Below are 19298 nucleotides of genomic sequence, written 5' to 3' on the forward strand. Positions count from 1 at the left end.
AGTTGCCCCGGGGCGTAAGTGCGGCCATTCTGTGCACCTGTCCGGACATTGATCGACGTGGTGGTTATGCGGCTGTACCTCTGTGAAAAACCTTCCCAGGCCAAAGACATTGCGGCCGTACTCGGTGCCAAACGCCGGGGCGACGGCTGCTGGCTGGGAACAGACGTCACGGTGACCTGGTGCATCGGCCACTTGCTGGAAACCGCGCCGCCGGATGCCTACGACGCACGATACAAGCGCTGGGTGCTCGCGGATCTACCGATCATTCCGGACAAATGGAAAATGACCGTCAAGCCGCGTACCGCCAGCCAGTACAAAGCAGTCAAACGCCTGCTCGGCGAGGCCAGCGAACTGATAATCGCCACCGACGCCGACCGTGAGGGCGAGATGATTGCCCGGGAACTGGTCGAGCATTGCCGCTATCGCGGGCCGATCCGCCGCTTGTGGCTGTCGGCACTGGATGAGGCGTCGATCCGCAAAGCCTTGGCCGCATTGAAGCCCGGCGCCGAGACGTTCAGCCTGTATCACTCGGCACTGGGTCGCTCCCGCGCAGACTGGCTGATCGGCATGAACATGAGTCGCTTGTTCACCCTGCTCGGTCGGCAGTCGGGTTATCAAGGTGTGTTGCCGGTCGGTCGAGTACAAACGCCGACATTGCGCCTGGTGGTGGATCGCGATCGCAGCATTGCCGATTTCGTGCCGGTGCCGTTTTGGGCCATCGATGTGCAAATGCAGCACGATGGCACACCGTTTACCGCCCAATGGCGCGCGCCCTCTGATGTTTGTGACGATCAGGACCGCTGCCTGAATCAGGCGCTGGCGCAACAAGCGGCCGCCGCGATCAGCAGCTCCGCCACGGCCAGGGTTGTCAAACTACGCACCGAGCGTATGCGTGAAGTGGCGCCCCTACCCTTCGACCTCGGCACCTTGCAGGAAGTCTGCTCGAAGAAACTTGGCCTCGGTGCGCAGGAAACCCTCGACATCGCCCAGGCACTCTACGAAACCTACAAAGTCGTGACCTATCCGCGCAGCGATTGCGGTTTTCTGCCGCTGAGCCAGCACGGTGAGGCGCCGGGGATTCTCGCTGCGCTGCGTCAAGCCGACCCGAGCCTTGAAGCGCTGCAAGGCTTTCTTGAGCCGCAACGCCGTTCCCGGGCGTGGAACGACGCCAAGGTCACCGCGCACCATGGCATCATCCCCACCGCTGCGGCAAAGAACCTTGAACGCCTGACGGGCAAGCACCGCGCGGTCTACACGCTGATCCGCGCGCGGTATCTGGCGCAGTTCCTGCCCAACCACGAATACGACCGCACCCAGGCTGATTTCGATTGCGCCGGTGAAGCGTTGCGTGCGGTCGGTAAACAGATCATCGAACCGGGCTGGAAGCGCGCATTGCCCGAAGCACTGGCGCCGGCCAAGGGCCGTGAAGCGCCGGCACCGCAAACCTTGCCGGCACTGAGCCAAGGTATCGATTGCGCCGTCGCCGATGTGAAACTCAAGGATTTGTGGACGCAGCCGCCCAAGCCCTACACCGAAGGCGATCTCATCAAGGCGATGAAGAACGTTGCCAAACTGGTGGAAGATCCGCTGCTCAAACAGAAACTCAAGGACACCACCGGCATCGGCACTGAAGCCACCCGTGCGTCGATCATTCAGGGTTTGCTCGATCGTGGTTATCTGGTCAAAAACGGCAAGGCACTCGCGGCAACACCGGCGGCGTTCAGTTTGATCGACGCAGTGCCCCGAGCGATTGCCGACCCCGGCACCACGGCGATCTGGGAGCAGGCGCTGGACATGGTGCAGAGCGGTGAGATGAGTCTGGAAGAATTCGTCACCAAACAAGCGGCGTGGATGAGCAAGCAGGTGACTCGCTGTTCCGGTCTGAGCATGACAATCAGCGGCCCGCCGCCTGCCGGCAAGGCGGCTACGCCGTGGAAGAACAAGCGCAAATCGACGCGCAGCAAATCAACCGGCACAACCAAACGCACGGCAAAACCGGCGGCCAAAAAGTAAACGCGCTACTGTTCCTGAAAGGTTCATCACCCACAGGAACACAGAACATGCCTGATATCGAACTGTATCCCGCCCAGCGTGATGAACTGCAAATCATCGAAAACCTGATGCAGTTTTACCTGTACGACTTCAGCGAATGGCTGCCGTTGAAGCTGGCCGAGCATGGCTTCTTCTCCATCCAGCCGAAAGACGATTACTGGCGCCACCCGGCCACCCAACCCTTTCTGATCCGCGTCGATGGCGAACTCGCCGGTTTCGTTACGGTAGACAATGAAACCCACATCGACGGCGCCGAATTCAACATCGGCTACTTCTTCGTAACCCGACGCCTGCGTGGCCAAGGCGTCGCGCAGTTTGTCGTCTCTGCCCTCTTGAGCCAAATCCCCGGTCGGTGGCAGATTTTCCATATCGACGCCAACCTGCCTGCACAGTGCTTCTGGACCAGGCTGATACCGCAATTGGCCGGCGGCGCATTCACCTTGAGCCACCGCGTTGTTGACGGCTATCCATGCACGTTCTACAGCCTGCGCAGCCCCGTTTCCATTGCCTGAACGGATCCGTTCTCATTCCAAAACAGCTTTGTCCGACAATATGTAGTGCTCAAAAATAATCACTACAAAACCGTTGACGGCGTCGTTTTGCTTTTGCATGATGAAGACGTTCCCCGATCGGGAACACGGGTAACACGCTTGAGCAAACTCGTCTGACCGCCGAGTTGTTTTTTCCGGATACACGCTGCCCACAAGGCAGATTGAAGAAGCTGACCTGGCCTGAACGTCCAGTACAAGGACGAGAAACGCTGGCGAAAATTCTCAAGACGCTTGTGGTCGACGCTGAAAACGTCGGCAAGGGGCCTCCCGGTTTTCGCTGCTTCTCCTCGTTGTGACGCTATTGCGTAGCAGTTATTCAACACGACTACATGCAACAGATGCACGACCCCGCACTTCACACGGGCGACCGCTGACGTCCTGGTTTCGGTGCCAGGGATCAACTAACCGATGGGCTACCTGTATTAGCGAACCAACTTAGAAAGATCACCAAACTGGTCAAGGGGCAAAATCATGAATCTGAACAATCAACCTACTATCGAAGAACTGGCTCGTATGTTCGCTGCGCAAAAAGACAGCCTCGACAGCCATATTCTGTGGATCAGCAAGTCGGGCCAGGTGCATATCGACTGCCTGGCGCCCCACGCTGGCGAAGAAGAGTTCGACCGCAACAATCAGAACCTGCTGGCCCGCCTGAAGATGTACCGCCGCGGCCACGGTTATGTCGGCAAGAAAGCCGCGGCCGACAAGGACTTCATCGGTAATGTTCTGCAAACGCTGAAAAACGCGTGGGACTCGATGCAGAACAAGAATGAAGTTCGGGTGATTGATCGGTTCTGCTAAGCCACAACTTCAATAGATAAAGGCCTGCTCACTTGATAAGGAGCAGGCCTTTTTTGTGTAAGGCGGGGGTTTTGTAATGTGAGTTAGATCTAACCCCCTCACCCCAGCCCTCTCCCCCAAGGGGGCGAGGGGGAAAGGGAGCAGATCGGCGTTGTTCGTTTGATCTACATTCAACTTGAATATTTCAGGTGGACGCATTAACTACAAACACCTCGATCAGTCCCCACTCCCTCCGGGAGAGGGTTAGGGTGAGGGGCTTCCCATGCCCAACACCAGTTCCACAAACGCCACCGCCGCCGCACTGTGATAATTATTCTTGCGCCGCAACAACGCCGCCCCGCGCTGCGGCACTTCGCTTTCAACCTGCAATCGGCGCAACGCCCGATCCTCAGTCGCAATCGCCTCCGGCAACATCGTCGCCATCGGCGAATGCCGCACCACCTCCAGCAACGTACTGACCGAATTCACTTCAATGCGCACCTTGGGCGTGATGCCGTGCTGACGGAAATACTCATCCACCGATAACCGCGTGATGAAATCCGGCGCCAGCAGGGCAAAGTCCAGTTGCGCGATGTCGTCCGCCGTCAGCATCGAAGTGCTGTCGTACAACGGGTGCTCGCGCCCGACCATGATTCCCAAAACTTCGGTGAAGGCCGGAATGCACTCGATATCTGCATTGCGTACCGGTGTGAAGGCAATGGCGATATCCAGCGAGTCATTCGCCAAACCCGCCTCGATGTCGTCCATCGAAAGCTCGAAGATTTCCAGATGAATCCCCGGATATCGCGTCGTGTAGTCGCGCACCAGCGGCCCGACCAGATACGCCATGAACGTCGGCGTCATGGCCAGGCGCAAGGTGCCACGCGACAGATCTTTCACGTCATGCAGCGCCCGCTTGCCCGCCTCCAACTCCACCAGCACCCGCCGCGCGCATTCGATATAGGCCTCGCCGGCATCGGTCGGTTTGACCGACCGCGAGGTGCGATCGAACAGGTTCACCCCCAGGGTTTCCTCAAGTTGGCGAATCTGTTGTGACAGCGTCGGCTGTGAAACATGCAGCGCCTCGGCCGCGCGGGTGAAGCCGCCGTGATCGGCAACAGCGAGCAGATAACGCAAATGTCTTAACAGCATGAACACACCGTCTATAGGCAGGGCTTATGTGAAGCATTGTATATGGGTCTTGGACGCTATTGATCAATCGGCAGAAGATCAATCCCACACAGCAAGCCAACCCCTGAAAGGAGTGACACCATGCAACAGTCCCACGCCTACAACGACACCAGCCTGGCCCTGACCACCCGCATTCTCGACGCCAAGGCAGGCAAAAATCTGTCGTGGCAGGATCTCACCGACGGCACCGGCCTCAGCCTGGCTTTCGTCACCGCCGCCCTGCTCGGCCAGCATCCACTGCCGCAAAACGCTGCCCAAGTAGTTGCCGACAAACTTGAACTGGATGCAGACGATGTAGCGGCGATGCAGATCATCCCGCTGCGTGGCAGCCTCAGCGGTGTGCCGACCGACCCGACCATCTACCGTTTCCACGAGATGATCCAGATCTACGGCACCACCCTAAAAGCCCTGGTTCATGAGCAATTCGGCGACGGCATCATCAGCGCGATCAACTTCAAACTGGACATCAAGAAAGTCGAAGACCCGGAAGGCGGATCCCGCGCCGTGGTCACCCTCGACGGCAAGTTCCTGCCCCTGCGTCCATTCTGATGTGCCCCGGCCCGCACCGCTCGTGCGGGCCCACCGATCTCCATTGAAGAGGACATGCACATGAAAGCCCTGATCGACGGTTTCCTGAAGTTCCAGAACGAAGCCTTCCCGCAACGCACCGAACTGTTCAAACACCTGGCGACCACCCAGCAGCCGGGTACGTTGTTCATTACCTGTTCCGACAGCCGTGTCGTGCCGGAACTGCTGACCCAGCAGGAACCCGGCGAGCTGTTTGTGATCCGCAATGCCGGCAATATCGTGCCGTCTTACAGCCCGCATCCGGGTGGGGTTTCGGCGACGGTGGAATACGCCGTGGCGGTGCTCGGCGTGACCGACATTGTGATCTGCGGCCATTCGGACTGCGGTGCGATGACGGCGATTGCTAAATGCAAATGCATGGATCACCTGCCCGCCGTCAGCGGTTGGCTGCAGCATGCCGAGTCAGCGAAAGTAGTGAATGAGGCGCGGCCGCATGCCAATGACGCGGCGAAATTGAGTTCGATGGTGCGCGAAAACGTGATCGCGCAACTGGCGAATATCCAGACCCATCCGAGCGTGCGCCTGGCGCAGGAGAAAGGCTTGCTGAATTTGCATGGCTGGGTGTACGACATCGAGACTGGCTCGATCGATGCGCTGTCCTCTGATCGCCGCACCTTTGTGCCGCTGGCCGAGCAACCGGCGGTTTGTGCAGTTCAAGCAAAAGCCGCCTGAACAGACGATGATGAACCCTGTGGCGAGGGGATTTATCCCCGCTGGGGCGCGCAGCAGCCCCATCGGGGCGGTGCGACGTTTCGCTAAATCCCCTCGCCACAAGGACGATGATCGGCTCCTCTAGCGTTCTACCGTCAGGTCGACTTGAGTCATACGACTGCGAACAGTAAAGACCCCATCCCCCGAAAGAATCGCACTGCGTGCAAACAACCGCCCGCTTTCCCAGTTCGAAAGCCCCAGTTCTGGCTTGTTCAAGGCGTATTGGCCATCGACCCAACGGGTAATGCCATTGCCCACGAACGGCGCGTTGACCGCGTTGTAAAAGCGTTCCTGAACCTGCGCATTTTCGCTGATCAGCGACACGGTAAATTGCGGGCTATAACGGTTGAACAGCGCAATCGCCTGATCCAGATCGTCAACGATCATCAGGCTGACTTCCGGCGTTTCTTCCCATTCCCACTCGCGGCCCAACGCAGATTCCGCCAACAGTTCGGCCAGCGCTTCAGTCTGATAACCCTCGGCACGATAAACCTGCACCGTCGCGTTCTGCCATTCAGTCGGCAGGCAATTTTCACTGCCTTCGACGATGTGCAACTTGCAGCCCTGCCCGCGCGCGGTGCCGGCCTGTTGCAGTGCATCAAGGAACAGCGGCACCAGCTCAGCAGCACGTTCGCGCTGAATCAGGCAAACGTTCAGGGTGTTGCAGACCTTGCGATCCAGCGAATTGCGCACCACTGCCGCGAAGCGCTGAGCGTCAGCATCACGATCGGCAATCAGCCACGCGCCACCGGTGCCGTGCAGGCTGACCGCAGTGCCCGCCTGCTGCGCAATGCTGCCCAATTGACTGACCGCACGCCCCGACCCGCGAGCCACTGCCAGCGACAGACGCCGGTCGGCAAACATCGCCCAGCCCGCCGCGTGATTGACGCTCTCCACCAACGACACAGCGCCCGCCGGAAGACCCGCCGCAGCCAGCGCCGGGTTCAAGGCGTGAGTGACGATGGCTTGCGCCGTGCCCAACGCATCACTGCCAATGCGCAGCACCGCAGTGTTGCCGGTGCGCAATACACCGGCAGCATCGGCAAATACATTCGGGCGACCTTCGAAGACAAACGCGACAATGCCCAGCGGCGAGACTACTTGCTCGACCTTCCAGCCGTCGTGCTCGACACAACTGATGACTTTGCCACGCGTCGGCGGCGCATCACGCCAGGCTTGCAGACCGGCAATCATGTCGCGGCGCATGCGCTCATCGGCGAACAATCGCGTGGTGGAGCGCCCGCGAGCCTTGGCGCGTTCGATATCGGCGAGGTTGGCGGCTTCGATCTGCACCCAGCAATCGGCGGTTTGCAGACGTTGCGCGAACAGATCAAAGAATTGGCTAATCGCCTCGTCGGACACCGCCGACAATGCGCTAAACGCCGCAGCCGCACGCTCAATCGCCACAGCCGCCGCTTGTTGATCCACCACCGGAATCAGCAATAACTCGCCACTCACCTGCTCCACCAACAGGTGGTCACCGGGCTGAAAACGCGCGGCCAGTTCGGCGCTGACCACGGTGACGCGGTTACCAGCGAAAGGGATCGGCGTGCCAGCGACTAGACGTTCGAGCGCAAAAGACATGAAGCGGATTCACCATGCAGAGGGCGGTCGGAAAATGTAGCGGATTCTGCAATGAAACACACCCTATTCAAACACCACGGACTCTGTGGGAGCTGGCTTGCCAGCGATGAGGCCGGCACATTCAAAATTGATGTTGCCTGATCCGCCGCCATCGCTGGCAAGCCAGCTCCCACAGGTTTTTTCAGCGTTCGTGCTATAGGGTTAAAACACCGACCAGCCAATCCGCGAACTGAGCATCTCCAGCGCCGCCATGCCCGCCAGTGAATTACCCGCGGCATTCAGCTCAGGCGACCACACGCACACCGTGAATTGCCCCGGCACTACCGCGACGATCCCGCCGCCGACACCACTTTTGCCCGGCAGACCGACGCGATAGGCGAAGTTACCCGCCTCGTCGTACAAACCGCTGGTGGCCATGATCGAGTTGACCTGTTGGGTCTGGCGAGGCGTGAGGATCTGTTCGCCGCTGTGCTTGCAATAGCCGTCATTGGCCAGAAAGCAGAACGCCCGGGCCAGATCGATGCAGTTCATGCGCAGGGCGCAATGGCTGAAGTAACTGCGCAGCACCGTTTCGACGTCGTTGTGGAAGTTGCCAAAGGACTGCATCAGGTAAGCCATCGCCGCGTTGCGTGCGCGGTGCTGGTATTCGGAGTCGGCGACTTTGCCGTCGATCATGATCTGCGGGTTGCCCGACAGACGCCGGACGAAGTCACGCATCGACAGGGTTGGTGCGGCAAAACGCGACTGATTGATGTCGCAGATCACTAACGCGCCGGCGTTGATGAACGGGTTACGCGGGCGCCCGCGCTCGAATTCCAGCTGCACCAACGAGTTGAACGGCTGACCGGACGGCTCATGGCCAAGGCGTTCCCAGATCGCTTCGCCGGAATGATCGATGGCCTGCACCAGGCTGAATACCTTGGAAATACTCTGCACCGAGAACGGCGTCTCGGCGTCGCCGGCGCAATACATCTCGCCGTCATTGCCATACACGGCGATGCCCAGGGGCTTGGCCGGCACGGTGCCGAGGGCGGGAATATAGTCAGCCACCTTGCCCTGCCCGATCAGCGGCCGGACAGCGTCAAGGATCTCGTTCAACAGCGCTTGCATGCCGGGTTCCGAAGTCTCGCCCCATGGGATTGCGGGGACACAGGGGCTAGACGCTGCGGGCGCGTTTGGAATCACACCGGCCAGTGCCCGCGACAGCGTTAATCCAGATGCGCCCAGGTCATCCGAAACGACGCCCCGCCCCACGGTGAATCACCGACTTCAACCTGACCGCCATGGGACTGCGACACCCGCCGTACCAGCGCCAACCCCAAGCCAAAACCACCGGTGCGCCGATCACGACTTGCATCGAGCCGCGAGAACGGTTCGAAAATCTTCTCGCGACCATGCACCGGCACACCCGGCCCGTCATCGTTGACCCGCACTTCGTAATAATCTCCGGTTCGCACCAGCGTCACTTCCACGCGCTGCTCGGCATAGCGAATGGCATTGCGCAGCAGATTGATCACCGCCCGCGCCATGAAGCGCGGCTCGATGCGCACCGTGTCGAGCCGGCAATCACCAATCAACAACTGCACACCCGCTGCTTCCGCTTCCAGCGCCACGCTGCCGACCACGCTATCGAGCCAATTGGCCGCTTGGATGTTCTCGCGTTTGATCACCGTCGCACCCCGTTCAAGGCTGGCGTAGGTGAGCAGTTCTGAAACCATTTCCTCCAGCTCGCCAAGGTCGGCGTACATGTCGGCAATCAGTTCGCGGTTCTGGCTGGCGTCCGGCGACTGCTTGAGCTGGTCGAGTTCGAACGACAGCCGCGCAATTGGCGTGCGCAACTCATGGGAGACGGCGTTGGTCAGTTCGCGCTGATTGGCGATCAAGCCTTCGATGCGCGCCGCCATCAGGTTGAAGTGCTCGGCCAGATCACGGATGTTCGAGCGCTTGGACAACTGAATGCGCGCCGACAAATCGTTGTCGCCGAAACGCTCCGCCGCCAGGCGCAGCTTCTCCAGGTCACGCCAGTGCGGGCGCACCCAGAAAAACAGGACGATGCCGATCAACACCGCCAGCATCCCGTAAGCCGCCGCGATGTAGAACGGCATCAGGCTCGGTTCCGGCGGGAGCTTGATGCTGAGCACCTGCGAACCACCGTCGATATTGCTGATGAATTGCGTGTAGTTGTCGCGAATCACCAACATATTTTGCGCTAACTGGGCTTTTTCCTCTGGCGTCAGAGCCAGTTGATCGGCCTCGACCAGTTTCAGTGTCAGACCGTAATGTGGCCGCAAGCTCTCCAGTCGCTGCTCGCGATCGGCGCCTTGGCGTCCGCGCAAATGGTCCACCAACGACCACGCCTGACCGCGCACCGCCTCGCGGTTGTAGGCCTGCATCTGGTTGTCGAGCAACGCGTTGAAGGTGTGTTCGACCGTCTGCAACGCCAGCACCAGACCGACCGTCATCACCAGAAACAGCCCGAGGAATAACCGTAGCATCTACAACTCCCACGCAAACGGATTGAACAGATAACCCTTGCCCCAAACGGTCTTGATGCATACCGGTTCGCGGGGGTTGTCCTTGAGCTTGTTGCGCAATTTGCTGATGTACACGTCGACGCTGCGATTAAGCCCATCAAAGGCAATGCCGCGCATGCGATTGAGGATGTCATCGCGCGACAGCGTATTGCCGGCGGCACTGGCCAGCAGCCACAGCAGCTCGAACTCCATGGTGGTCAAATCGATGATCTCGCCCGCCAATCGCACTTCACGGCAACTGCGATCGATGCTCAACTGACCGAATTCAAGAAAATGCACCACGCCGCTGTCCGGCACCTGCCGGCGCTGCAACGCGCGCAATCGAGCCAGCAGCACCGGCGGTTTGATCGGTTTGATCACGTAGTCATCAGCACCGGACTCCAGGCCCAGAATATGATCGAGGTCGTCTTCCTTGGCCGTCAGGATGACAATCGGCGTGTCCGATACACTGCGTATTTCGCGGCACACGTGCAGACCGCTCTGCCCCGGTAGCATCAAGTCGAGTACCACGACTTTGGGCCTGAATTCCAGAAAAGCAGCCACGGCCAGATCTCCGCGATGCACCGTGCGCACCTCGTAGCCGTGTTGTTCGAGGAAGTGTGCGATCAGCGCGGCGAGGCGTTCATCGTCTTCCACCAGCAGGACTTTGCCAAAACCCAGGTTATCCATAACGACCATTAGCCAATCATCTGTGAAGTGGGCGGCATTATGGCGGCAATCAGGAGCAAGACGTTTATCGCAGGCAGCAAAAACCGGCCGCGTGGGCCGGTTTTCGGTGATGTTTCATACTCTTAAGAGTTTTTAACAGTTTTTGTGTACATGGCTACGCAGTGACGGGCACACCGCTGTGGAAACGGAATTCCTCATCCGGCGATTCGATCAGCTCTTGCTCGGCGGCCCGCACTCTCACGATCACCTGCTCAACGTCCTTGGCATCACCGTATTGATACGCCAGTTTCAGATAACCCTGGAAATGCCGTGCTTCGCTTTTCAACAGACCGAAGTAGAACTTGCCGAGTTCTTCGTCCAAATGCGGCACCAGTGCTTCGAAACGCTCGCAACTGCGCGCTTCGATAAACGCGCCGACCACCAGCGTATCCACCAGCTTCACCGGCTCGTGGCTGCGCACCACTTTGCGCAGGCTCGAAGCGTAGCGGCCGGCGTGGAGCTGGCGCAGTTCGATCTTGCGGCGTTTCATCAGGCGCATGACTTGTTCGTGGTGCACCAGTTCTTCCCGGGCCAGACGCGACATCATGTTGATCAGGTCGACGTGGGAATGGTACTTGGCTATCAGGCTCAGCGCGGTGCTGGCAGCCTTGAACTCGCAGTTCTTGTGGTCGATCAGCAGGGTTTCCTGATCGGCCAGTGCGGCCTGGACCCACGCGTCGGGTGTGCGGCAGCCAAGGAATTCGTGGATTTCGGGAAGGATCATGGGGCTCACGGTAAAAGGTGTTCGAGCGAAGGGCGCCGATTATACCGGCCTGTGGGCAGACCACCAGCGGCTGGCGTTGATATGCATCAAGTCGCAGGTGTTCAAGCAGCAACTATAGTTGTGCAACGCCGTGCCTTTTCTTTGCTGGAGACTCCGCTCATGCAAGCCATTCGCAGCATTCTGGTGGTCATCGAACCCGAACATTCGGAAAGCCTGGCGCTCAAGCGCGCCAAACTGATCGCCGGCGTGACCCAGGCCCATTTGCACCTGCTGGTATGCGACAAGAAGCACGATCACGCAGGCATGCTCAGCGTGCTCAAGACCGCGTTGCTGGCGGAGGGCTACAGCGTGACCACCGAACAGGCGTGGAACGAGAGCCTGCACGAAACCATCATCGATGTGCAGCAGGCCGAAGGTTGCGGGCTGGTAATCAAGCAGCATTTCCCCGACAGCACATTGAAAAAAGCGTTGCTGACGCCCGCCGACTGGAAGCTGCTGCGTCACTGCCCTACCCCGGTGCTGCTGGTGAAAACCTCAGGATCGTGGAAGGACAAGGTGATTCTGGCGGCTATCGACGTCGGCAATGCCGATGGTGAGCATCGGCATTTGCACACGACGATCATCGATCACGGCTTTGACATCGCCAGCCTGGCCAAGGCGCATCTGCATGTGATCAGCGCCCATCCTTCGCCGATGCTGTCGGCGGCAGACCCGACGTTGCAGCTCAGCGAAACCATTGCAGCGCGGTATCGCGAACAATGCCGGGCGTTTCAGGCCGAGTTCGACGTTGATGACGCGCACCTGCACATCGAGGAAGGTCCTGCGGATGTGTTAATTCCGTTTATGGCGCACAAGCTGCAGGCGGCAGTCACGGTAATTGGCACCGTGGCACGGACCGGTTTGTCAGGGGCGTTGATTGGCAATACGGCCGAAGTGATATTGGATGCGCTGGAAAGCGATGTTCTGGTGCTCAAGCCGCAGGAGGTTGAGGATCATTTGGTCGAGTTGACGGTGAAGCAATAGGGGGGGCGTTGATTGTCAGAACAGCCTCGCTGGCAAGCCAGACTCCCACAGGGATTGCGGTGCTTTCGGCACCACACTTAACCGGTGGGAACTGGCTCGCAAGGGTAGCGGGGCCTGGCAAATCGCGAGCGGGCTCACTCCCAAAGGGGATTTACTCAGGGTTCGATCAGGTACTGGAAGCCGCCGAAGATCATCCGCTGCCCATCAAATGGCATCGGGTTGACGTCCGGTTGCATGCGCGGGTCTTCCATCATTTTCGCCATGCCGGTATCGCGGGTGGCCTTGTCGGGCCAGATCAGCCAGCCGGACGCGACGGTTTCACCTTCCTTGAGTTTTACCGCCATGGGAAACGAGGTGAGCTTGCCGTCCGGCACGTCATCGCCCCAGCACTCGACCACGCTCAGGGCGCCGTATTCCTTGAAGATTGCTGCTGCGATTGCGGCGTGCTTTTTGTACTGTTCACGATTGGCAGTGGGGACCGGCGCAACAAAAATATCGATATAAGCCATGATCATTCTCCTGGGACGTTGGGTTCGATCTGCTGAGTAGTCGATTCCGGTGGACGCCATTCGACACGATTCGCCCCAAACCCGACCGACGGCTCTTCGCCCGCACCCAAGTTGCGCTCGACCTGCCCCGCCATGTGCAGCGTGCCGGCCATCACGCCAGTGGTCGGGTTCTGCACCAGTTTCAGCCAGGCCTTATCAAAGGTGTTGCCCAGGCTGCTGCGGATCAGCGCCTCACTGTCCGGCCGGTCGTTAGCCTGGAGGATCGCGCGAATGCCCATCACCCCGACGGAAATCATCGCCCCGGCCAGTTTGCCCGCCGCTGCGGCCACTGCGCTGGCGGCACCGCGCGGGGCCATTTCCGCCTCCATTCGCTGACTCGCGCGCTTGGCGACGGGCGCCATGCCGGCGTCGGTCGACGCAATGCCTTTGGCGCCGCCGTCGTTGTGAATTTTGTCGATCAAAGCGGCGTAGGCAGGCAGCGTATTCAACGGTTCGGTGCTGATCACCTTGTAAAGCGAGGCATCTCGCGCCGGCGGCGGCCCGAGGGCAATGGCCGGGATCTTCTGCAAGCGACCGTTGAGCTGGGCAACCGGCACGCCGTGACGCTGGGCGATGAGCGGCATCTGCCGGGCCATCAGCTCAGCGTAGAACGCCGTGGCCTGCCCCAGAATCGCATCCGGATCGACCTCCACCGCCACCGGTACCAGCACTTTTTTCTGATATTGATCAAGCAGATACGTCGCCAGGCGCTTGGCGGAAGCGTCCTGCTCGCCACCGGCGCTGATCGTGTACCAACTGACCTTCATCGACAGCCATTCCTGGGTCCAGTAGCTGCTGAACCAGGGGATGAAATTTTCTTCAGTTTGCTGATAGACGCGGGTGCGCCAATGTTCCATTGAGCCACGGGCGAACAATTTGACCTGCTCGGTGGCTTGTTGCGAAGCGCTGACGATTTCCCGGTCGATCTGTTGCCAGGTCGCGGGCGAAACCACAACGGTCTGCACAGCGATCACCGGAGCCCGGGGCGACGTGCCGCAACCGGCCAACAGAAACAGTGCGGCGACGACCAGCGCACGCAGGTTCACGGTGGGGGGTGTCCTTTAAATAGGGAGGGGGCAGATTTAAGTATAGGTCTGGGTGGTGAGCCGTTTGTCTGGTAGTCCTGTGTGCACATTCCCCTGTGGGAGCGAGCTTGCTCGCGAAAGCAGTTTGTCACTCAGAACACAAATGTTGACTGACCCGCCTCCTTCGCGAGCAAGCTCGCTCCCACATGGTTTTCTACCCACCATCAATGCCGTCGATATTCACCATCGCGACGATTGCCTTCCGTCCACCGCCCACCAAAGGCACGATTGCCCCATCCGAACCACAACGAGGAGTCCACATCATGATTCACACCATCACCCTCTCCGTGAGCTTCCCGGTGTTCGGCAGCAACTACTACGAACAACGTGTCGTGCCGCGCAAGGCGCAGACGCTGGTGTTCAACGAAGATTTTGCAGATCTGCTGATGCCCGCCGCCAGCAATCATTTCAGCAATGAAGTGGTCGGCATCAACGATCAGTTCCGTTTTCTGAGCGACATTCTCGCCACCCATTTGCTGGATCTCGAGGCCTCGGTGCCTGCGCGTTCCCGCGTCCAGGCGAGCGCTCATTTTATTTGATGACTGAAGGCCAATGATCGAGGGCGTTCCTTTGCGGGAACGCCCTCTTCAGTTCAATCAATCATCATCCCGATCGCGGTGATAGCGACGGCCATCGCGGCGGTCGTCATCGCGGTCATCCCAGCGCCGGTCATTGTCGTAATAGCGACCATGATCGCGATCACGGTCGTAATGCCGGCCGTGGCGGTGGTCATCATCAAAATCCGCCACACAGCCACCGAGCAATACGGCGGCGGTAACGGTCAGCAGCATCGTTGTAGCGCGCTTCATTCAATACTTCCCTAAAACCAAGGTCTTGACGACGGAATCAGCCACGCTGCCCTCCCCTTCAGGACGCGGTGCGCGCAGCCGTCAATACGACCGGGTAAAACAGGGATGATTCAGTGGCCACTGATGACCGTTTATCGCCTCGCCCGAACTGCCCGAACCGTGGGAGCGAGCCCGATCGCGAAGACGTCGGATCATTCAATCATGAATTTTCAACGCCTCAGAGGATTCATGAGCTGAGCACATAACTCTATAGCGCAAATCCGCAAAAACCTTTTCCTCTCTCCAGCAGTCACTCCTAGAACGAGACTGGCAAACATGCCGGCAAGCCCTTATGGGCCATTCGCAACCCTGCCGCCTGATTGAGAGAAAAAGGAATCGAACCATGCCGATTTCCCGACGTAAATTTTTGATTCTTGGCGCCGTGACCGCGACGGCATTCGCGATGCCGCCGTTTATCAGCCTCAAGGCCTACGCCGCGAACCTGGAGCAACCGGCCATGAATAAAGTGACCCTTCAAGTCAATGGCAAGCCTCAGGCCCTTGAAGTCGACAACCGCACCACTCTGCTCGACGCCCTGCGTGAACACCTGCACCTGACCGGTAGCAAAAAGGGCTGCGACCACGGCCAGTGCGGCGCCTGCACGGTGATCGCCAATGGCCGACGGATCAACTCATGCCTGACGCTGGCGGTGATGCACGAGGGCAGCGAAATCACCACCATTGAAGGCCTCGGCATGCCGGACAACCTGCACCCGATGCAAGCCGCGTTCATCAAGCACGATGGCTATCAATGCGGTTACTGCACGCCGGGGCAGATCTGCTCGGCGGTGGCGGTTATCAAAGAAATCCGCGACGGCATTCCCAGCCACGTCAGCCCCAGCCTGACCGAGTCGCCAAAACTGATTGCATCGGAATTTCAGGAACGCATGAGCGGCAATATCTGCCGCTGTGGCGCTTACTCGAACATCATCGAAGCCATCACTGAAGTCGCGGAGGTGCCGGCATGAGACCGTTCAATTACAGCCGCGCCGATTCTCCCGCCGCCGCTGCGCAAGCGGCGCAGATCGCGGGCGCGAAGTTCATCGCCGGCGGCACCAACCTGCTCGACCTGATGAAACTCGACATCGAAACCCCGCTGCACCTGATCGACGTTAATCACCTTGGCCTGGATCAGATCGAAGCCACACCCGAGGGCGGTTTGCGCATCGGCGCGATGGTGCGCAACACCGATCTGGCGGCCGACGCCCGGGTCAGAAAAGACTATGCCCTGCTCTCCCGCGCCTTGCTGGCCGGCGCTTCCGGCCAGTTGCGCAACATGGCGACCACCGCCGGCAACCTGCTGCAACGCACCCGCTGCCCGTACTTCTACGATACAAATCAGGCTTGCAACAAACGCAATCCGGGCAGTGGCTGTTCGGCGATTGGCGGGGTCACCCGGCAGTTGGGGATCATCGGCGTCAGCGACGCTTGCATCGCCACTCACCCGAGCGACATGGCGATTGCCATGCGCGCGTTCGATGCGCAGATTGAAACGGTGAAACCCGATGGCAGCACCCGCAGCATCGCCATCGCGGATTTTCATCTGTTGCCCGGCAACACGCCGAACATCGAAACCAGCCTCGGCGCCGGCGAATTCATCACGGCGGTGACGTTGCCCGCCCCCGTGGGTGGCACTCACATTTATCACAAGGTGCGTGATCGTTCCTCGTATGCGTTTGCCTTGGTGTCCGTTGGTTTGATCCTGCAAAAGGACGGCAGCGGCCGCGTCGCGGTCGGCGGTATTGCGCCGAAACCGTGGCGCGTGGAAGCGGCTGAAGCGCTTCTGCCCAAGGGCGCGAAAGCCGTCAGCGAACGCCTGCTCGACGGCGCCACGCCGACCCACGACAACCAATTCAAACTGACGCTGGTCGAGCGCACGCTCGGTTCGCTGTTGGCGCAAGCGAGGGATGAAGCATGAAATTCGACACGCCCGCCACCACCAACCCGATCGATCAATTGAAGGTGATCGGCAAGCCGACCGACCGCATCGAAGGCAAGCTCAAAACCTGCGGCCAGGCGCCTTACGCCTACGAGCAACACGAAGCCGTGGCCAATCAGGCCTACGGTTTCATGGTCGGTTCGGCCATCGCCAAGGGTCGCATCAGCCACATCGATCTCGACGCCGCGAAAGCCGCCCCCGGCGTGTTGACCATCGTCACCGCCGAGAATGCCGGCAAGCTTGGCAAGGGCCAGTACAACGCCGCGCACTTGTTGGCCGGATCCGAAATTCAGCACTATCACCAAGCCGTTGCGCTGGTGGTCGCCGAGACCTTCGAACAGGCCCGCGCCGCTGCGCAACTGGTCAAGGTCGATTACGTCGCGAGCAAAGGCGAATTCGATCTGGCCAGCGTGCGTGATAAAGGCGTCGAGCCGAAAGACGAATTGCCCGACGTCACCCACGGCGATTTCGCGACAGCCTTCGCCGCCGCCCCGGTGCAGTTCGACCAGACCTACACCACCCCCGACCAGTCCCACGCGATGATGGAACCCCACGCGACCCTGGCCGCGTGGAAAGGTGATCAACTGACCCTGTGGACGTCGAACCAGATGATCGCCTGGAGCGTCGGCGACATTGCCGAAACCCTCGGTCTGCCCAAAGAAAAAGTCCGCTTGATCTCGCCTTACATCGGCGGCGGTTTCGGCGGCAAACTGTTTATTCGCGCCGACGCGATCCTCGCTGCCCTCGGTGCGCGCATGGCTGGCAGACCGGTGAAAGTCGCCCTCGCCCGCCCACAGATCGCCAACAACACCACGCATCGACCCGCCACCAGTCAGCGCATCCGCATGGGCGCCACGGCGGACGGCAAGCTGACCGCCATAGCCCATGAAGGCTGGTCGGGCAATCTTGCGGAGGGCAAGGTCGAAGTCGCCGCGCAGCCGAGTCAGTTGCTTTACGCGGCGCAAAATCGCTTGGTCACCATGCGCCTGGCGCCACTGGATCTGCCTGAAGGCAACGCCATGCGTGCACCTGGTGAAACGCCGGGATTGATGGCACTGGAAATCGCCATGGACGAAATGGCCGAACAGCTCAAACTCGATCCGGTACAGTTCCGCATCCTCAACGACACCCAGGTCGACCCGGTGAAAACCGAGCGCCCATTCTCGCAACGTCGCTTGATCGAGTGCCTGCAAACCGGCGCCGATAAATTTGGCTGGGACAAACGCAACGCCACACCCGGCAGCCGTCGCGAAGGTCGCTGGCTGATCGGCATGGGCGTCGGCGCAGCGATCCGCAACAACCTGCTGATAAAGTCCGGCGCGCGGGTGCGGCTGGAGCGTGACGGCAAGATCACCGTAGAAACAGACATGACCGACATCGGTACCGGCAGCTACACGATCATTGCGCAGACCGCCGCAGAAATGATGGGCGTTGGCATCGACGATGTCGTGGTGCGGCTGGGGGATTCAAACTTCCCGGTGTCGGCGGGTTCTGGCGGCCAGTTCGGCGCCAACTGCTCGACTGCCGGCGTGTATGCCGCGTGCGTGAAACTGCGCGAAGCGGTCGCCGGCAAATTGGACATGGCGGCGGATCAGGCAGAGTTTGTTGACGGTCACGTGCGGGTCGGCGACAAGAGTGTGGCGCTGCGTGATGCTGCAAAAAATGGCGAGGTGGTGGCTGAAGACAGCATTGAATTCGCCGAACTCGAAAAGCAGTATCAGCAGTCGACGTTTGGCGCGCACTTCGTCGAAGTGGCGGTGGACGCGGCGACCGGCGAAGTCCGCGTGCGGCGCATGCTCGCGGTGTGCGCGGCCGGGCGGATTCTCAATCCGAAAGCGGCGCGCAGTCAGGTGATCGGCGCGATGACCATGGGCGTTGGCGCGGCGTTGATGGAGGAACTGGCAGTCGATAAAAAACTCGGTTTCTTCGTCAACCATGATCTTGCCGGATACGAAGTGCCGGTGCATGCCGACATTCCGCACCAAGAGGTGATATTCCTCGATGAGACGGACCCGATTTCTTCGCCGATGAAGGCCAAGGGAGTTGGGGAATTGGGGATTTGCGGGGTGAGTGCGGCGGTGGCCAATGCGATCTACAACGCCACTGGTGCACGAGTGCGGGAGTATCCGATCACGCTGGACAAGATTCTTGATTCGTTGCCGGCGATGATCTGAAGATCCGAAGAGCCCCTCACCCTAACCCTCTCCCATAGAGAGAGGGGACCGATCCGGGGATACTCAGGAGATACGCCGACGTGAACGTTCAGCTGTGAATCCATAATCGACGGCAGGCGCTTCAGAACTGACAGGCTTGTGATCGAACGAATCCATAATCAACACCGCTCTTTCAGGTCGATGCATAGCGACAGACACCTCGGTCGGCCCCCTCTCCCTCCGGGAGAGGGCTGGGGTGAGGGTAATGGTTATTCGCGGA

Annotated in this window: 19 protein-coding genes; 10 read left to right on the forward strand and 9 right to left on the reverse strand. The window is 59.8% G+C overall.

Annotated elements, in window-relative coordinates; translation table 11 throughout:
- Window positions 1–66 precede the first annotated feature (66 nt).
- The 3 genes from ACIQVE_RS02665 (at window position 67) to ACIQVE_RS02675 (ending at window position 3404) form a co-directional block, all read left to right on the forward strand.
- Complete coding sequence (locus ACIQVE_RS02665; protein WP_402804240.1) at window positions 67–2013, forward strand: DNA topoisomerase III; 1947 nt, start codon at window positions 67–69, stop codon at window positions 2011–2013.
- A 47-nt stretch (window positions 2014–2060) separates the two neighbouring features.
- Window positions 2061–2564 carry a GNAT family N-acetyltransferase gene (locus ACIQVE_RS02670; protein ID WP_402804243.1) on the forward strand — a complete coding sequence of 168 codons (504 nt, stop codon included), beginning with the start codon at window positions 2061–2063 and terminating at the stop codon, window positions 2562–2564.
- Between the two features lie 510 nt (window positions 2565–3074).
- Entirely contained in the window at window positions 3075–3404 is a 330-nt protein-coding gene (locus tag ACIQVE_RS02675; RefSeq protein WP_402804245.1) for a hypothetical protein, read from the forward strand.
- 243 nt (window positions 3405–3647) lie between these two features.
- Here ACIQVE_RS02675 and cynR read toward each other — a convergent pair whose 3' ends face one another.
- Window positions 3648–4535 carry a transcriptional regulator CynR gene (gene cynR, locus ACIQVE_RS02680; protein ID WP_402804247.1) on the reverse strand — a complete coding sequence of 296 codons (888 nt, stop codon included), beginning with the start codon at window positions 4533–4535 and terminating at the stop codon, window positions 3648–3650.
- Between the two features lie 120 nt (window positions 4536–4655).
- Here cynR and cynS point away from each other — a divergent pair, with 120 nt between their 5' ends.
- A complete protein-coding gene (gene cynS, locus ACIQVE_RS02685; RefSeq protein ID WP_402804250.1) occupies window positions 4656–5123 on the forward strand; it encodes a cyanase in 468 nt (155 codons plus the stop codon).
- A 60-nt stretch (window positions 5124–5183) separates the two neighbouring features.
- A complete protein-coding gene (locus ACIQVE_RS02690; RefSeq protein ID WP_402804253.1) occupies window positions 5184–5834 on the forward strand; it encodes a carbonic anhydrase in 651 nt (216 codons plus the stop codon).
- A gap of 120 nt (window positions 5835–5954) precedes the next feature.
- Here ACIQVE_RS02690 and ACIQVE_RS02695 read toward each other — a convergent pair whose 3' ends face one another.
- The 5 genes from ACIQVE_RS02695 to ACIQVE_RS02715 form a co-directional block, all read right to left on the reverse strand.
- Window positions 5955–7457 (reverse strand): aldehyde dehydrogenase family protein, encoded by a 1503-nt coding sequence (locus tag ACIQVE_RS02695; RefSeq protein WP_402804257.1) that lies wholly within the window; start codon window positions 7455–7457, stop codon window positions 5955–5957.
- Window positions 7458–7658: 201 nt separating this feature from the next.
- Window positions 7659–8567: a glutaminase B gene (gene glsB, locus ACIQVE_RS02700; RefSeq protein WP_402804259.1), complete on the reverse strand. Its 909-nt coding sequence runs from the start codon at window positions 8565–8567 to the stop codon at window positions 7659–7661.
- Window positions 8568–8665: 98 nt separating this feature from the next.
- Entirely contained in the window at window positions 8666–9952 is a 1287-nt protein-coding gene (locus ACIQVE_RS02705) for an ATP-binding protein (protein WP_402804263.1), read from the reverse strand.
- Window positions 9953–10660, reverse strand: coding sequence for a response regulator (locus ACIQVE_RS02710; protein ID WP_402804524.1), 708 nt, complete (start codon window positions 10658–10660; stop codon window positions 9953–9955).
- 154 nt (window positions 10661–10814) lie between these two features.
- Window positions 10815–11423: a tRNA-(ms[2]io[6]A)-hydroxylase gene (locus ACIQVE_RS02715; RefSeq protein WP_402804266.1), complete on the reverse strand. Its 609-nt coding sequence runs from the start codon at window positions 11421–11423 to the stop codon at window positions 10815–10817.
- A gap of 159 nt (window positions 11424–11582) precedes the next feature.
- Here ACIQVE_RS02715 and ACIQVE_RS02720 point away from each other — a divergent pair, with 159 nt between their 5' ends.
- Entirely contained in the window at window positions 11583–12446 is an 864-nt protein-coding gene (locus ACIQVE_RS02720) for a universal stress protein (protein WP_402804268.1), read from the forward strand.
- A 155-nt stretch (window positions 12447–12601) separates the two neighbouring features.
- On the opposite strand, the gene ACIQVE_RS02725 is transcribed toward ACIQVE_RS02720, so the two are convergent.
- Complete coding sequence (locus ACIQVE_RS02725) at window positions 12602–12955, reverse strand: DUF1428 domain-containing protein (protein WP_402804270.1); 354 nt, start codon at window positions 12953–12955, stop codon at window positions 12602–12604.
- A gap of 2 nt (window positions 12956–12957) precedes the next feature.
- A complete protein-coding gene (locus ACIQVE_RS02730) occupies window positions 12958–14040 on the reverse strand; it encodes a hypothetical protein (protein WP_402804272.1) in 1083 nt (360 codons plus the stop codon).
- A gap of 302 nt (window positions 14041–14342) precedes the next feature.
- On the opposite strand from ACIQVE_RS02730, the gene ACIQVE_RS02735 reads away from it, so the two are divergent.
- Window positions 14343–14618, forward strand: a complete 276-nt coding sequence (locus tag ACIQVE_RS02735) for a hypothetical protein (RefSeq protein ID WP_402804274.1) — start codon at window positions 14343–14345, stop codon at window positions 14616–14618.
- A gap of 57 nt (window positions 14619–14675) precedes the next feature.
- Here the strand turns inward: ACIQVE_RS02735 and ACIQVE_RS02740 are convergent, their stop codons facing one another.
- Window positions 14676–14888: a hypothetical protein gene (locus ACIQVE_RS02740; RefSeq protein WP_402804276.1), complete on the reverse strand. Its 213-nt coding sequence runs from the start codon at window positions 14886–14888 to the stop codon at window positions 14676–14678.
- Window positions 14889–15219: 331 nt separating this feature from the next.
- Here ACIQVE_RS02740 and paoA point away from each other — a divergent pair, with 331 nt between their 5' ends.
- Genes paoA through paoC form a run of 3 tightly spaced genes read left to right on the forward strand, consistent with a single transcriptional unit; the run spans window position 15220 to window position 19039 of the window.
- Window positions 15220–15894: an aldehyde dehydrogenase iron-sulfur subunit PaoA gene (gene paoA, locus ACIQVE_RS02745; RefSeq protein ID WP_402804278.1), complete on the forward strand. Its 675-nt coding sequence runs from the start codon at window positions 15220–15222 to the stop codon at window positions 15892–15894.
- Entirely contained in the window at window positions 15891–16844 is a 954-nt protein-coding gene (locus tag ACIQVE_RS02750) for an FAD binding domain-containing protein (RefSeq protein WP_402804280.1), read from the forward strand. The genes paoA and ACIQVE_RS02750 overlap by 4 nt, the downstream gene beginning before the upstream one ends.
- Complete coding sequence (gene paoC, locus ACIQVE_RS02755; protein WP_402804283.1) at window positions 16841–19039, forward strand: aldehyde oxidoreductase molybdenum-binding subunit PaoC; 2199 nt, start codon at window positions 16841–16843, stop codon at window positions 19037–19039. Before ACIQVE_RS02750 ends, paoC begins: the two co-directional genes overlap by 4 nt.
- The last annotated feature ends 259 nt before the right edge of the window (window positions 19040–19298 follow it).

Origin of the sequence: Pseudomonas sp. NPDC098747 (assembly GCF_044760045.1) — a bacterium.
Taxonomy (GTDB): domain Bacteria; phylum Pseudomonadota; class Gammaproteobacteria; order Pseudomonadales; family Pseudomonadaceae; genus Aquipseudomonas.

Excerpts from the sequence above, each read along its gene's own strand:
- ACIQVE_RS02665 (WP_402804240.1), top strand. The coding sequence starts at position 67 with ATGCGGCTGTACCTCTGTGAAAAACCTTCCCAGGCCAAAGACATTGCG.
- ACIQVE_RS02670 (WP_402804243.1), top strand. The coding sequence starts at position 2,061 with ATGCCTGATATCGAACTGTATCCCGCCCAGCGTGATGAACTGCAAATC.
- ACIQVE_RS02675 (WP_402804245.1), top strand. The coding sequence starts at position 3,075 with ATGAATCTGAACAATCAACCTACTATCGAAGAACTGGCTCGTATGTTC.
- cynR (WP_402804247.1), bottom strand. The coding sequence starts at position 4,535 with ATGCTGTTAAGACATTTGCGTTATCTGCTCGCTGTTGCCGATCACGGC.
- cynS (WP_402804250.1), top strand. The coding sequence starts at position 4,656 with ATGCAACAGTCCCACGCCTACAACGACACCAGCCTGGCCCTGACCACC.
- ACIQVE_RS02690 (WP_402804253.1), top strand. The coding sequence starts at position 5,184 with ATGAAAGCCCTGATCGACGGTTTCCTGAAGTTCCAGAACGAAGCCTTC.
- ACIQVE_RS02695 (WP_402804257.1), bottom strand. The coding sequence starts at position 7,457 with ATGTCTTTTGCGCTCGAACGTCTAGTCGCTGGCACGCCGATCCCTTTC.
- glsB (WP_402804259.1), bottom strand. The coding sequence starts at position 8,567 with ATGCAAGCGCTGTTGAACGAGATCCTTGACGCTGTCCGGCCGCTGATC.
- ACIQVE_RS02705 (WP_402804263.1), bottom strand. The coding sequence starts at position 9,952 with ATGCTACGGTTATTCCTCGGGCTGTTTCTGGTGATGACGGTCGGTCTG.
- ACIQVE_RS02710 (WP_402804524.1), bottom strand. The coding sequence starts at position 10,660 with ATGGATAACCTGGGTTTTGGCAAAGTCCTGCTGGTGGAAGACGATGAA.
- ACIQVE_RS02715 (WP_402804266.1), bottom strand. The coding sequence starts at position 11,423 with ATGATCCTTCCCGAAATCCACGAATTCCTTGGCTGCCGCACACCCGAC.
- ACIQVE_RS02720 (WP_402804268.1), top strand. The coding sequence starts at position 11,583 with ATGCAAGCCATTCGCAGCATTCTGGTGGTCATCGAACCCGAACATTCG.
- ACIQVE_RS02725 (WP_402804270.1), bottom strand. The coding sequence starts at position 12,955 with ATGGCTTATATCGATATTTTTGTTGCGCCGGTCCCCACTGCCAATCGT.
- ACIQVE_RS02735 (WP_402804274.1), top strand. The coding sequence starts at position 14,343 with ATGATTCACACCATCACCCTCTCCGTGAGCTTCCCGGTGTTCGGCAGC.
- ACIQVE_RS02740 (WP_402804276.1), bottom strand. The coding sequence starts at position 14,888 with ATGAAGCGCGCTACAACGATGCTGCTGACCGTTACCGCCGCCGTATTG.
- paoA (WP_402804278.1), top strand. The coding sequence starts at position 15,220 with ATGGGCCATTCGCAACCCTGCCGCCTGATTGAGAGAAAAAGGAATCGA.
- ACIQVE_RS02750 (WP_402804280.1), top strand. The coding sequence starts at position 15,891 with ATGAGACCGTTCAATTACAGCCGCGCCGATTCTCCCGCCGCCGCTGCG.
- paoC (WP_402804283.1), top strand. The coding sequence starts at position 16,841 with ATGAAATTCGACACGCCCGCCACCACCAACCCGATCGATCAATTGAAG.